Origin of the sequence: Pseudomonas sp. FG1, from assembly GCF_034313875.1 — a bacterium.
GTDB lineage: Bacteria > Pseudomonadota > Gammaproteobacteria > Pseudomonadales > Pseudomonadaceae > Aquipseudomonas > Aquipseudomonas veronii.
Genome location: NZ_JAVIWP010000001.1, coordinates 853,253 through 867,097, shown reverse-complemented (window position 1 = coordinate 867,097; position 13,845 = coordinate 853,253). Strand labels below are relative to the sequence as shown.

Genomic DNA, 13,845 nt, shown 5'->3' with positions numbered 1-13,845 from the left:
GCGTTCTTGTTTCTGTGTTTCCCGGGATTCCGTGAAGAACCTTTTTTTTCGCCTGGCGATTGATGGATTGCTTATTCTTTTAAGGAATAAACAAATGAAAAAATAAGATTTATAGATATATAAATCTGCTGATATGGTCTGTTCCATCTTGGCGCCATCGCCACACAGCGAACCGCCGACACTTGCTAAAGGAATTTCCTACATGCTGGTCGTAACACTTGGAGGCAGTCCCAGCCAGCGTTCCCGCTCCGGGGTCTTGCTGGATAAAACCCGTCAGTGGCTGCAACAGCAGGGCGTGGAAGTGGTGAGTTATCAGATACGGGACTTCCCGGCCGAAGACTTGCTGCATGCGCGCTTCGACAGCCCCAAAGTCATCGACTTGTTGCAACAAGTGGCCAATGCCGACGGCCTGGTGATCGCCACGCCGGTGTACAAGGCCTCGTTCTCGGGCGCGCTGAAAACCGTGCTCGACCTGCTGCCCGAACGCGCCCTGGCCCACAAGGTGGTATTGCCCATCGCCACCGGCGGCAGCATCGCCCACATGCTGGCGGTGGACTACGCATTGAAGCCGGTGCTGTCGGCGCTCAAAGCCCAGGAATTGCTCCACGGGATCTTTGCCGAAGACAGCCAGATCGCTTACGGCGAAGGCAGTGCCCAGGCGCAACTGGTGCCGGTCCTCGAACAACGCTTGAGCGAGGCCCTGGAAACCTTCTACGCCGCCATGGCCCGTCGCCCGAAACCGTTGGACCCGCATGTGTTGAATGAACGTTTGTTGAGTGCTCGCTGGAGCATTTAAGCCTTACCGATTCACGAAGTACTCACCTTACTCAGCCGCCAACGGCCAAGCAGGTGCAGCCAACCCCCCAATCGCATTTTTGGAGAGAGCGCCATGCTCACTGTCATCTTGCGTCGTGGTCTGGTCGCACTGTTTGCTGCGGCTGTGTCCTTCGGCGCCATTGTTCAAGCCCACGCTGCCGAAACCCTGCGGATCGGCTATCAGAAATACGGCACCCTGGTGCTGCTCAAGGCCAAGGGCACCCTGGAAAAGCGCCTGGCCGCCGACGGTGTGCAGGTGCAGTGGACCGAGTTCCCGGGCGGCCCGCAATTGCTCGAAGGCCTGAATGTCGGCTCGATCGACTTTGGCGTCACTGGCGAAACCCCGCCGGTATTCGCCCAGGCCGCCGGTGCCGATCTGCTCTACGTGGCCTACGAACCGCCGGCGCCGACCAGTGAAGCGATCCTGCTGCCGAAGGACTCGCCGATCAAATCGGTGGCCGAGCTCAAGGGCAAGAAAGTCGTGCTCAACAAGGGCTCCAACGTTCACTACCTGCTGGTGCGGGCCCTGGAAGATGCCGGCCTGAAATACACCGATGTGCAGACCGTGTTCCTGCCGCCCGCCGATGCGCGTGCCGCGTTCGAGCGTGGCAGCGTAGACGCCTGGGTCATCTGGGACCCGTACCAGGCCGCCGCCGAGAAACAACTGCAAGCCCGCACCTTGCGTGACGGCAGCGGGATTGCCGACAACCATCAGTTCTACCTGGCCACCAGGCCCTACGCCGAAAAACACCCCGAAGTGATCAAGGCGCTGGTGGAAGAAGTGCGCGCGGTGGGCGAGTGGTCCAAGGCCAACCCGCAGCAAGTCACCGAGCAAGTCGCGCCGCTGCTCGGCCTGCCGGCTGACATCACCCTGACCTCGGTGAAACGCCAGGGCTATGGCGCGCTGTTCCTGACCCCGGCGGTGGTCGCCGCCCAGCAGAAGATTGCCGACAGCTTCTACCAACTCAAATTGATCCCCAAACCCTTGAGCATCAAGGACGTGATCTGGACGCCACCTGCCGTCGTGGCCAACGCACCGTAATCCGCCTTCTTCAGGAGACAACTCCATGAGCCTCACTATTTTCTGGTTCCTGCCTACCCATGGCGACGGTCATTACCTTGGCACCGCCGAAGGCGCTCGCGCCGTCGACCACGGTTATCTGCAGCAAGTGGCCCAGGCGGCCGACCGCCTTGGCTTCGGCGGGGTGTTGATCCCCACCGGGCGTTCCTGCGAAGACTCGTGGCTGGTGGCCGCTTCGCTGATCCCGGTGACCCAGCGTCTGAAGTTCCTGGTCGCGCTGCGCCCCGGGATCATTTCGCCGACGGTGGCCGCGCGTCAGGCCGCGACCCTCGATCGCCTGTCCGGCGGCCGTGCGCTGTTCAACCTGGTGACCGGCGGTGACCCGGAAGAATTGGCCGGCGACGGTCTGTTCCTCACTCACGAGGAGCGCTACCAGGCCTCGGTGGAGTTCACCCGCATCTGGCGTCGTGTGCTGGAAGGCGAAACCGTGGATTACGATGGCGAACACATCAGCGTCAAAGGCGCCAAATTGCTTTACCCGCCGATCCAGCAACCGCGTCCGCCGCTGTATTTCGGCGGTTCCTCCGAAGCCGCGCAGGACCTGGCGGCCGAACAGGTGGACATGGTGCTGACCTGGGGCGAGCCACCGGCCGCGGTCGCGGAAAAAATCGAAGAGGTGCGGGCCAAGGCCGCGAAACTCGGGCGCACGGTGCGCTTCGGCATTCGTCTGCATGTGATCGTGCGCGAAACCAACGATGAAGCCTGGAAAGCCGCCGACAAACTGATCTCGCACCTGGACGACGACACCATCGCCCGTGCCCAGGCCTCGCTGGCGCGCTTTGATTCGGTCGGCCAGCAGCGCATGGCGGCCTTGCATGGCGGCAGCCGCGACAACCTCGAAGTCAGCCCCAACCTGTGGGCCGGCGTCGGCCTGGTGCGCGGCGGGGCCGGCACCGCGCTGGTGGGCGATGGCCCGACGGTCGCGGCGCGGGTCAAGGAATACGCGGCGCTGGGCATCGACACCTTTATCTTCTCCGGTTATCCACACCTGGAAGAATCGTATCGCGTCGCCGAGTTGCTGTTCCCGCACCTGGATATCGAACGTCCCGAGTTGCCGAAAAGTGCCGGGTACGTGAGCCCGTTCGGCGAGATGGTCGCCAACGACATCCTTCCCAAAGCGGCGTCACAGAGCTGAGGTGGGGCCATGAATGTGGAAAAACTGAGCCATCGCGTGGCGCCTTGGGTGCTGCCGGTGTTGCTGTTGGCGGTGTGGCAGTTGTCGGTGTCGGCGGGTTGGTTGTCGACGCGGATTCTGCCGGCGCCGAGCGCGGTGATCGAGGCCGGGGTCAACCTGGTACGCAGCGGTGAAATCTGGACGCACCTGGCCATCAGCGGCTGGCGCGCGGGCCTGGGGTTTGTGATCGGTGGTAGCATCGGTCTGGCCCTGGGCTTTATCACCGGCCTGTCGACGTGGGGCGAGCGCCTGCTGGACAGCTCGGTGCAGATGATCCGCAACGTGCCGCACCTGGCGTTGATCCCGCTGGTGATCCTGTGGTTCGGCATTGACGAGACCGCGAAGATTTTCCTGGTCGCCCTCGGCACGCTGTTCCCGATCTACCTCAACACCTACCACGGCATCCGCAACGTCGACCCGGCACTGGTGGAAATGGCCCGCAGCTACGGCTTGTCTGGCTTCAGCCTGTTCCGCCAGGTGATCCTGCCGGGCGCGCTGCCGTCGATCCTGGTGGGCGTGCGTTTTGCCCTGGGCTTCATGTGGCTGACGCTGATCGTGGCGGAAACCATTTCGGCCAGTTCCGGTATCGGTTACCTGGCGATGAACGCCCGTGAATTCCTGCAAACCGACGTGGTAGTGCTGGCCATCGTCATGTACGCGATTCTCGGCAAGCTGGCCGACCTCGCGGCGCGCGGCTTGGAGCGTGTGTGGCTGCGCTGGCATCCGGCTTATCAAGTGAATAAAGGAGGTGCGGCATGACCGCTCAACAACCTCCGCGCCTGCTGAAGGGGATTCCCCTGGCGGTGCGCAAATTGCGCAAGGCCTTTGGCGCGCGGGAAGTGCTCAAGGGCATCGACCTGCATATTCCGGCGGGCCAGTTCGTTGCCGTGGTCGGCCGCAGTGGCTGCGGTAAAAGTACCTTGCTGCGCCTGCTCGCCGGCCTCGACAAGGCCAGCAGCGGTGAGCTGCTGGCCGGCTCCGCGCCGCTTGGCGAGGCGATCGAAGACACGCGGTTGATGTTCCAGGAAGCGCGTCTGCTGCCGTGGAAAAAGATCATCGACAACGTCGGCCTCGGCCTCAAGGGCAACTGGCGTCCCAAGGCACTGGAAGCGCTCGAAGCGGTCGGCCTGGCCGAGCGTGCGAATGAGTGGCCGGCGGCCTTGTCCGGTGGCCAGAAGCAGCGTGTGGCCCTGGCGCGTGCGTTGATTCATCAGCCGCGTCTGTTGTTGCTCGATGAGCCGTTGGGCGCGCTGGATGCGTTGACCCGCATCGAGATGCAGCAACTGATCGAAAGCCTCTGGCAGAAGCATGGTTTCACCGTGTTGCTGGTAACCCACGACGTCAGCGAAGCCGTGGCCATTGCCGACCGGGTGATCCTGATCGAAGACGGCGAAATCGGCCTCGACCTGATTGTCGACCTGCCGCGTCCACGCGCCCGAGGCTCGCATCGCCTGGCCGCGCTCGAAGCGCAGGTGCTCAACCGTGTGCTGTCGCTGCCCGGCACCCCGCCGGAACCCGAACCTGTTTCACCGTTGCCTACGCAATTGCGGTGGGCGCAATAACTCACTTGTCCCACGAAGGAAAAACGACATGACTATCAAAGCCATCAACGTGCGTAACCAGTTCAAAGGCACCGTCAAGGAAATCGTCGAAGGCGACGTGCTCTCGGAAATCGACGTGCAGACCGCGTCCGGGATCGTGACGTCGGTGATCACCACCCGTTCGGTCAAGGAGTTGGAGCTGGTGATCGGCAGCGAGGTGATTGCCTTCGTCAAATCCACCGAGGTGTCGATCGCCAAGTTGTGATCACTTGAGGGCGCTATCGGGAGCAAGCTCCCTCCCACATTCGAACCGGTTTCTTCAGGAAAACTCGGTCACATGTGGGAGCAAGCTCCCTCCCAAATTCGAACCGGTTTCTTCAGGAAAACTCGGTCACATGTGGGAGCAAGCTCCCTCCCACATTCGAACCGGTTTCTTCAGGAAAACTCGGTCACATGTGGGAGCAAGCTCCCTCCCACATTCGAACCGGTTTCTTCAGGAAAACTCGGTCACATGTGGGAGCAAGCTCCCTCCCACATTCGAACCGGTTTCTTCAGGAAAACTCGATCACATGTGGGAGCAAGCTCCCTCCCACATTCGAACCGGTTTCTTCAGGAAAACTCGATCACATGTGGGAGCAAGCTCCCTCCCACATTCGAACCGGTTTCTTCAGGAAAACTCGGTCACATGTGGGAGCAAGCTCCCTCCCACATTCGAACCGGTTTCTTCAGGAAAACTCGATCACATGTGGGAGCAAGCTCCCTCCCATATTCGAACCGGTTTCTTCAGGAAAACTCGGTCACATGTGGGAGGGAGCTTGCTCCCGATGAGGCCCTGCCAGACAACACATCCATCAGACAGTGACGCCCCGCTTGGGCAAATACGCCGGCAGATAAAGCCCCACATACGCATCGAACACGCGCATGCCTTCCTCAGCCATGCGCGGCGTGATCAGCCCATGCTGATGCACCGAACGCGCATACACGCGATCACTCAATTCCAGCGCCAGCGCGAACACGTCCACATCGGCAGGCAGGGTCGGCACTTCGAAATGCCGGTTGAACACGGCCAGCATCAAGTCACCCAACTCCAGATCGTGCTGGCGGTCGGCCTGATTCACTTCGGTCAGCCCGTGCTGGGTCAGGATCAGCTGGCGGGCGGCGGCGTCGTTGCTGTAGATGGTGAGCATGCGCTGTTCGACGATGTAAGACAGGTCGCGCCAATACTTGAGTGAATCATGCGCGATGGGCGCCTGGATTGCGGCGCGGAATGCCGCATGGACGTCAGCGGTCAACGCTTCCAGCAGCGCCGGCACACTGGCGAAAAAGTGGTACACCGACGACGGCGGAATCTGTGCGCGCTCGGCCACGCTGTAGATCGACAAACCGGCCACGCCTTCGGACGCCAGCAACGTGCGGGCGGCGTCGAGGATCGCGTCGATCCGGGCCTGGCTGCGGGCGCGGGGTTTGCGAGGGGCGGCGGGGCGGGTGGTCATGGAAGTCTCCTACAAGGCAGCGGGCATTGTATGAGCAGGAGCTGGTGTTGTCTGCCAGGCCGCCATCGGGAGCAAGCTCCCTCTCACACTCGAACCGGTTTCTTCAGGAAAACTCGTTCAAATGTGGGAGGGAGCTTGCTCCCGATGGCGGCCAACTCGGTCTACCAAAAGCAACCCATAAAAAAACGCCACAGACCAAAGGCCTGCGACGTTTTTTCAGTGCAACCAGCGCTTACACGGTATGCAGGTACCAGTTGTACTCAAGGTCGGAGATGGAGTGTTCGAACTCTTCCAGCTCACTTTCCTTACAGGCGACGAAGATATCGATGTATTTAGGATCGATGTACTTGGCCATCACCTCGCTGTCATCCAACTCGCGCAGGGCATCGCGCAGGTTGTTCGGCAGGCTTTGTTCGTTCTGCTCGTAGCTGTTGCCTTCCACTGGCGCGCCCGGTTCGATCTTGTTGGTCAGGCCGTGGTGTACGCCCGCCAGGACCGAAGCCATCAACAGGTAGGGGTTGGCATCGGCACCGGCCACGCGGTGTTCGATACGCACGGAGTCGGCCGCGCCGGTCGGCACGCGGATCGCCACGGTGCGGTTGTCCAGGCCCCAGCACGGCGAGTTCGGCACGTAGAACTGTGCGCCGAAACGACGGTAGGAGTTGACGTTGGGGCACAGGAACGCCATCTGGGCGGGTAGGGTCTCCAGCACACCGCCGATCGCGTGACGCAATGCGGCGTTCTGCTCGGGATCCTCGCTGGCAAAGATGTTCTTGCCGTCCTTGTCCAGGATCGAAATGTGTACGTGCAAACCGTTGCCTGCCTGGCCTGGGTAAGGCTTGGCCATGAAGGTGGTGTCCATCTCATGGTCGTAGGCGATGTTCTTGATCAGGCGCTTGAGCAGTACAGCGTAGTCGCAGGCCTTGATCGGGTCGGCCACGTGGTGCAGGTTCACTTCGAACTGCGCCGGGGCACTTTCCTTGACGATGGCATCAGCCGGGATGCCTTGCTCTTTGGCACCTTCCAGGATGTCCTGGAGGCAGTCGACATATTCGTCGAGGTCGTCGATCAGGTAGACCTGTGTCGAGTGCGGGCGTTTGCCGGAGATCGGCGAGCGGGGCGGTTGTGGGCGGCCGTTCACGTTCTCCTGGTCGATCAGGTAGAACTCAAGCTCGAAGGCAGCGCAGATAGTCAGACCGAGGTCGTCGAATTTGCTTACGACCTGACGCAGTACTTCGCGCGGATCGGCGAAGAAAGGTTCACCTTCAATTTCGTGCATGGTCATCAGCAGTTGCGCGGTCGGGCGCTTTTGCCAAGGTTCATTGCACAGGGTGTCGGGGATTGGATAACAGATTCGGTCAGCATCACCGATGTCCAGGCCCAGGCCGGTGCTTTCCACCGTTGAGCCGTTGATATCCAGGGCAAATAAAGAGGCAGGCAAGTTAATGCCTTTCTCGTAAACCTTGTGGAGGCTGGTGCGTTCGATGCGCTTACCGCGCACCACACCATTCATATCCGCAATTAGAAGGTCTACGTACAGAACCTCAGGATGATCCTTAAGGAACGCGTTCGCTTCGTTAAGCTGAACGGCACGCGGGGGTACCGACATGATGCAACACCTTTGTTGTTAAAAATATCAATCATTGATCTTTTCAGGTTTCAGTCAACCCGAACGGCATGCCGAAGTCAAGCGAGGCCTTTTTTGCCCCAAAAAAGCGCCACGAGGGCTTTTTTGGGGCTTTTTGGGGCGGTTTTACCCGGTTGCCCGGCTTGGGACTAGCAGGCTTGAGCGGGCCGTGTTGTATTTTTTACGGGGGTGTTGTGTAAAAAAATGAACAAGGCTAAGCTCGATTCAAACCCATAACAGCAATAATACCGGGGTGCTTCATGTCTGGCCTGCCGTTAATCGGCATCACCACCTGCGCGAAACAGGTCGGTCTGCATGCTTTTCAGATCCGTGTCGAATGTTGCGAACGCGCATTCCCATTGATGATTCCATCCCCGATAAGCCCCTTCGATCCGGCCATTATTCTTGACGGCCAGGACGCTGTTCGCGTGCCCCGTTCATTTTCTTGTACTCGCCCTTTTCATGACGCCGGTCCTGCCTTTTTTGCAGTTGCCGCTCATTATCCTGCACGGGAGGCAAGCCTTTTGCTTTAGGAGTGCAACGGCACCCCAAATGGCGGTTAAGCTCCCACTCTGATGAACCAGCGACGCCGATGCGTCAACCGACGCCTGACCTTTAATGAACGTCAGGAAACCCAGCCCAGAGGCATTTATGAGTAACAACCTCGACCAGCTCACCGATTGGTTGAAAGACCACAAGATCACAGAAGTCGAATGCATGATTGGCGACCTCACCGGTATCACCCGGGGCAAGATCTCGCCGACCAACAAGTTCATCGCCGAGAAAGGCATGCGTCTGCCCGAGAGCGTTCTGTTGCAGACCGTGACCGGCGACTATGTCGAAGACGACATCTATTACGAATTGCTCGACCCGGCCGACATCGACATGATCTGCCGCCCCGACCAGAACGCGGTGTTCCTGGTGCCGTGGGCCATCGAGCCTACCGCCCAGGTGATCCACGATACCTACGACAAGCAAGGCAACCCGATCGAGCTGTCGCCGCGCAACGTGCTCAAGAAAGTCCTCAAGCTCTACGCCGACAAAGGCTGGCAGCCGATCGTGGCGCCGGAGATGGAGTTCTACCTGACCAAGCGCTGCGAAGACCCGGACTTCCCGCTGCAACCGCCGATCGGCCGTTCCGGGCGCCCGGAAACCGGTCGGCAGTCGTTCTCTATAGAAGCGGCCAACGAATTCGACCCGCTGTTCGAGGACGTCTACGACTGGTGCGAACTGCAGGAGCTGGACCTCGACACCCTGATCCACGAGGACGGCACGGCGCAGATGGAAATCAACTTCCGTCACGGCGACGCGCTGTCCCTGGCCGACCAGATCCTGGTGTTCAAGCGCACCATGCGTGAAGCCGCGCTCAAGCACGACGTGGCCGCCACCTTCATGGCCAAGCCGATGACCGGCGAGCCCGGCAGCGCGATGCACCTGCACCAGAGCATCATCGACATCGCTACCGGCAAGAACGTCTTCTCCAATGAAGACGGGACCATGAGCCAACTGTTCCTCAACCACATTGGTGGCCTGCAGAAATTCATCCCCGAATTGCTGCCGCTGTTCGCCCCCAACGTGAACTCGTTCCGCCGCTTCCTGCCGGACACTTCGGCACCGGTGAACGTGGAGTGGGGCGAAGAAAACCGCACCGTCGGCCTGCGCGTACCGGATGCCGGCCCGCAGAACCGTCGCGTGGAAAACCGCCTGCCGGGCGCAGACGCCAACCCGTACCTGGCGATCGCCGCCAGCCTGTTGTGCGGCTACATCGGCATGGTCGAAGGGCACAACCCAAGCGCGCCGGTCGTCGGCCGTGGTTACGAGCGGCGCAACCTGCGCCTGCCGTTGACCATCGAAGACGCGCTGGAGCGCATGGAAAACAGCAAGACCATCGAGAAATACCTGGGTCACAAATTCATCACTGGCTACGTCGCGGTCAAGCGGGCCGAGCATGAAAACTTCAAGCGCGTGATCAGTTCGTGGGAGCGGGAGTTCCTGCTCTTCGCCGTCTGATGCGCCGGGCGCGCCCGTTGAACGGCGCGCCCTCCACTGAAAAGTCTAGGAGATTGGTATGTCCAGCAACAACCCGCAAACCCGTGAATGGCAAGCCTTGAGCAGTGATCACCACCTGGCGCCGTTCAGCGACTTCAAGCAGTTGAAAGAGAAAGGCCCACGGATCATTACTAAAGCCCACGGTGTTTACTTGTGGGACAGCGAAGGCAACAAGATCCTCGACGGCATGGCCGGCCTGTGGTGCGTGGCGATCGGTTACGGTCGCGATGAACTGGCTGACGCCGCCGCCAAGCAGATGAAAGAACTGCCGTACTACAACCTGTTCTTCCAGACCGCCCACCCGCCGGTGCTGGAACTGGCCAAGGCGATCTCCGACGTTGCACCGGCCGGCATGAACCACGTGTTCTTCACCGGTTCCGGCTCCGAAGGTAACGACACCATGTTGCGCATGGTCCGCCACTATTGGGCGATCAAGGGCCAGCCGAACAAGAAAATCATCATCAGCCGCAAGAATGGCTACCACGGCTCCACCGTGGCCGGCGCCAGCCTCGGCGGCATGACTTATATGCATGAGCAGGGCGATCTGCCGATCCCGGGCATCGTCCACATCGCCCAGCCGTACTGGTTTGGCGAAGGCGGCGACATGAGCCCAGAAGAGTTCGGCGTGTGGGCCGCCAACCAGCTGGAGGCGAAGATTCTGGAACTGGGCGTGGACAACGTCGGTGCCTTCATTGCCGAGCCGATCCAGGGCGCCGGTGGCGTGATCGTGCCGCCGGACAGCTACTGGCCGCGCATCAAGGAAATCCTCGCCAAGTACGACATCCTGTTCGTCGCCGACGAGGTGATCTGCGGTTTCGGCCGTACCGGCGAGTGGTTCGGCAGCGATTTCTACGACCTCAAGCCGGACATGATGACCATCGCCAAGGGCCTGACCTCGGGCTACATCCCGATGGGTGGCCTGATCGTGCGCGACGAGGTGGTGGCGGTGCTGAATGAAGGCGGCGATTTCAACCACGGCTTCACCTACTCCGGTCACCCGGTGGCCGCGGCGGTCGCCCTGGAAAACATCCGCATCATGCGCGATGAACAAATTATTAAGCGTGTGCATGATGAAACGGCACCGTATTTGCAGAAACGTCTGAGGGAGCTGGCTGATCATCCGTTGGTGGGTGAAGTGCGTGGTGTCGGCATGCTCGGTGCGATTGAACTGGTTCAGGACAAAGCGACGCGCAAGCGTTACGAAGGCCGCGGTGTTGGCATGATCTGCCGAACCTTCTGCTTCGAGAATGGCCTGATCATGCGCGCCGTGGGTGACACCATGATCATTTCGCCGCCGCTGGTGATCAGCAAGACCGAAATCGACGAGCTGGTGACCAAGGCTCGTCATTGCCTGGACCTGACTTTGGCGGCATTGCAGGGCTAAGTGCTAGGCTCAGAGCGCAGTGACTCTCGGGCGCTGCGTTCGGGCAGTTATAAAAGTGGGGGGTTAGTTGAAAGCCGGCCCCCTAACTTGCCAGACTGTAGTCCTGTTTTGCTGCCCTTCGACGGGCTGCCGAACAGCTGTATATCGATGAAGCATGCTGCGGCCCAAAAAAGAAAATTGGAGCATCACCAAATGAAGGCATTAGGTTTGAAGAACGCTGGCAAGACCCTCCTCGCGTTGTCCCTGATGGGCGCAATGGCGGGCGCGGCCCAGGCAGACGATAAAGTGCTGCACATCTATAACTGGTCCGACTACATTGCTCCGGACACCATCGCCAACTTTGAAAAAGAGTCGGGCATCAAAGTGGTGTACGACGTATTTGACAGCAACGAGACCCTTGAAGCCAAGTTGCTGGCAGGCAAGTCCGGTTACGACATCGTCGTACCGTCGAACAACTTCCTCGCCAAGCAGATCAAGGCCGGCGTCTACCAGGAGCTGGACAAGTCCAAGCTGTCCAACTACGAAAACCTGAACACGTCGCTGCTCAAGGCCGTGTCGGTCAGCGACCCGGACAACAAGCACGCTTTCCCGTACATGTGGGGTTCGATCGGCATCGGTTACAACCCGGAGAAGGTCAAGGCCGCGCTGGGCGTCGACAAGATCGATTCGTGGGACATCCTGCTCAAGCCGGAAAACATCGCCAAGCTCAAGAGCTGCGGTGTGAGCTTCCTCGATTCGCCAACCGAAATGCTGCCGATCGCGCTGCATTACCTGGGCCTGCCGACCGACAGCCAGAAGAAAGCCGACCTCAAGCAAGCTGAAGACCTGTTCCTGAAGATCCGTCCTTCGATCGGCTACTTCCACTCGTCCAAGTACATCTCCGACCTGGCCAACGGCAACATCTGCGTAGCCGTGGGTTACTCGGGTGACATCCAGCAGGCCAAATCCCGCGCGGCTGAAGCCGGTGGCAAGGTCAAAGTGGCGTATGACATTCCGAAGGAAGGCGCCGGCAGTTTCTATGACATGGTCGCCATCCCTAAAGATGCCGAAAACGTCGAAGCGGCCTACAAGTTCATGAACTACCTGCTCGAGCCGAAAGTCATGGCTGCGATCACCAACAGCGTGCGTTTCCCGAACGGTAACGAGAAAGCCACCGCATTGGTCGACAAAGACATCACCAGCGACCCAGGCATCTACCCGCCAGCGGACGTGCAAGCCAAGCTGTATGCCATTGCCGACTTGCCGGCAGCGACTCAGCGTGAAATGACCCGTAGCTGGACCAAAATCAAATCCGGTAAGTAAGCGAGGTAACCTGTAGGAGCGAGCTTGCTCGCGAAAATCCTCAACGATAACGCAGCGCCTCTGGTCGCCCGCGTTGCCTGTGAGTTCTTCGCGAGCAAGCTCGCTCCTACAAAGAGCGGCAGCCGTACAGTAATTAAATGACAGAAAGTTTTGCCGGATCGGTTTATCGAGGGTAAGTTGCGCGCCGGTTTTGTTGCCGGGCAACAACTTTGGGCCCAACTATTTAAGAGGACCTCCACTTGCCATTTTCTTTATTTCGCCAAGCCTTGCTGGTAGGTGCCGGTATCACGCTGGCTGTCAGCGTGCAGGCCGCATCGACTGTGCATGTTTATAACTGGTCGGACTACATCGGCCCCGACACCCTGGCCAACTTTGAAAAGGCCTCCGGTATCAAGCCTGTGTATGACGTGTTTGATTCCAACGAAACCCTGGAAGGCAAGTTGCTGGCCGGACGTACCGGTTACGACGTGGTGGTGCCGTCCAATCACTTCCTTGGCAAACAGATCAAGGCCGGGGCGTTCCAGAAGCTCGACAAGTCGTTGCTGACTCACTACGCCAACCTCGACCCGGCGCTGCTCAAGCGCCTGGAAAAGAACGACCCGGGCAACCAATACGCCGTGCCGTACCTGTGGGGCACCAACGGCATCGGTTACAACGTCGATAAAGTCAAAGAAGTGCTGGGCGTCGACAAGATCGACTCCTGGGCCGTGCTGTTCGAGCCGGAAAACATGAAGAAGCTCGCGACGTGCGGCGTGTCCTTCATGGACTCGGCAGATGAAATGCTGCCGGCGGTGCTCAACTATATGGGCCTGAACCCCAACAGCGAGAACCCCGAAGACTACAAGAAGGCCGAAGCGAAACTGCTGAAAGTGCGGCCTTATGTGACCTACTTCCATTCTTCCAAATACATCTCCGACCTGGCCAACGGCAACATCTGCGTGGCGGCCGGGTTCTCCGGCGATGTGTTCCAGGCCAAGGCCCGCGCAGCCGAGGCGGGCAAGGGCGTGAACATCGCCTACGCGATTCCGAAAGAAGGCGGCAACCTGTGGTTTGACGTGCTGGCGATCCCCAAGGACGCGGCCAACGTTAAAGAAGCCCACGCCTTCATCAACTATTTACTGCAACCTGAGGTTATCGCTCAGGTCAGTGATTACGTCGGTTATGCCAACCCTAACCCAGGGGCGGACGCACTGATGGAGCAATCGATACGCACCGACGAAGCGGTTTACCCACCGCAGGCGGTTCTCGACCGGACATTTGTCAACTTCGAGCTACCCCCGAAAGTGCAGCGTTTAATGACCCGTAGCTGGACCAAGGTCAAGACGGGCAAGTAAGGCTCAAACTATCCTGGGTTCGCCCGCGTCGGGCGAACTGCACT

At 59.7% G+C, this 13,845-nt stretch carries 13 protein-coding genes; 11 read left to right on the top strand and 2 right to left on the bottom strand.

The annotated features are described in order from the left end of the window. Positions 1–202: 202 nt before the first annotated feature. The 6 genes from ssuE (at position 203) to RGV59_RS04090 (ending at position 4,877) form a co-directional block, all read left to right on the top strand. Positions 203–796 carry an NADPH-dependent FMN reductase gene (gene ssuE, locus RGV59_RS04115; protein ID WP_017845090.1) on the top strand — a complete coding sequence of 198 codons (594 nt, stop codon included), beginning with the start codon at positions 203–205 and terminating at the stop codon, positions 794–796. Between the two features lie 93 nt (positions 797–889). Beyond that, positions 890–1,858 carry a sulfonate ABC transporter substrate-binding protein gene (locus tag RGV59_RS04110; RefSeq protein ID WP_322246905.1) on the top strand — a complete coding sequence of 323 codons (969 nt, stop codon included), beginning with the start codon at positions 890–892 and terminating at the stop codon, positions 1,856–1,858. Positions 1,859–1,883: 25 nt separating this feature from the next. Beyond that, a complete protein-coding gene (gene ssuD / locus RGV59_RS04105; RefSeq protein WP_322246904.1) occupies positions 1,884–3,032 on the top strand; it encodes an FMNH2-dependent alkanesulfonate monooxygenase in 1,149 nt (382 codons plus the stop codon). Positions 3,033–3,041: 9 nt separating this feature from the next. Then, entirely contained in the window at positions 3,042–3,830 is a 789-nt protein-coding gene (ssuC, locus tag RGV59_RS04100; RefSeq protein WP_046381713.1) for an aliphatic sulfonate ABC transporter permease SsuC, read from the top strand. Then, positions 3,827–4,633: an aliphatic sulfonates ABC transporter ATP-binding protein gene (gene ssuB, locus RGV59_RS04095; protein ID WP_322246903.1), complete on the top strand. Its 807-nt coding sequence runs from the start codon at positions 3,827–3,829 to the stop codon at positions 4,631–4,633. Before ssuC ends, ssuB begins: the two co-directional genes overlap by 4 nt. Before the next feature lie 28 nt (positions 4,634–4,661). Further along, entirely contained in the window at positions 4,662–4,877 is a 216-nt protein-coding gene (locus tag RGV59_RS04090; RefSeq protein WP_017845085.1) for a TOBE domain-containing protein, read from the top strand. Positions 4,878–5,463: 586 nt separating this feature from the next. Here RGV59_RS04090 and RGV59_RS04085 read toward each other — a convergent pair. Further along, entirely contained in the window at positions 5,464–6,105 is a 642-nt protein-coding gene (locus RGV59_RS04085) for a TetR/AcrR family transcriptional regulator (RefSeq protein ID WP_046381715.1), read from the bottom strand. A gap of 232 nt (positions 6,106–6,337) precedes the next feature. Next, positions 6,338–7,714, bottom strand: a complete 1,377-nt coding sequence (locus RGV59_RS04080; RefSeq protein WP_026139798.1) for a glutamine synthetase family protein — start codon at positions 7,712–7,714, stop codon at positions 6,338–6,340. Positions 7,715–7,992: 278 nt separating this feature from the next. On the opposite strand from RGV59_RS04080, the gene RGV59_RS04075 reads away from it, so the two are divergent. The 5 genes from RGV59_RS04075 (at position 7,993) to RGV59_RS04055 (ending at position 13,801) form a co-directional block, all read left to right on the top strand. Then, positions 7,993–8,265, top strand: a complete 273-nt coding sequence (locus RGV59_RS04075) for a glutamine amidotransferase (RefSeq protein ID WP_128192375.1) — start codon at positions 7,993–7,995, stop codon at positions 8,263–8,265. 118 nt (positions 8,266–8,383) lie between these two features. Next, on the top strand, positions 8,384–9,742 hold the full coding sequence (locus RGV59_RS04070) for a glutamine synthetase family protein (protein WP_017845082.1): 1,359 nt from the start codon (positions 8,384–8,386) through the stop codon (positions 9,740–9,742). 58 nt (positions 9,743–9,800) lie between these two features. Further along, positions 9,801–11,165 carry an aspartate aminotransferase family protein gene (locus RGV59_RS04065; protein WP_017845081.1) on the top strand — a complete coding sequence of 455 codons (1,365 nt, stop codon included), beginning with the start codon at positions 9,801–9,803 and terminating at the stop codon, positions 11,163–11,165. Positions 11,166–11,372: 207 nt separating this feature from the next. After that, the gene (locus RGV59_RS04060; protein ID WP_026139797.1) at positions 11,373–12,467 is read left to right on the top strand and encodes a polyamine ABC transporter substrate-binding protein; all 1,095 of its coding nucleotides are present in this window, start codon (positions 11,373–11,375) and stop codon (positions 12,465–12,467) included. 239 nt (positions 12,468–12,706) lie between these two features. Beyond that, positions 12,707–13,801 (top strand): polyamine ABC transporter substrate-binding protein, encoded by a 1,095-nt coding sequence (locus tag RGV59_RS04055; RefSeq protein ID WP_046487885.1) that lies wholly within the window; start codon positions 12,707–12,709, stop codon positions 13,799–13,801. The last annotated feature ends 44 nt before the right edge of the window (positions 13,802–13,845 follow it).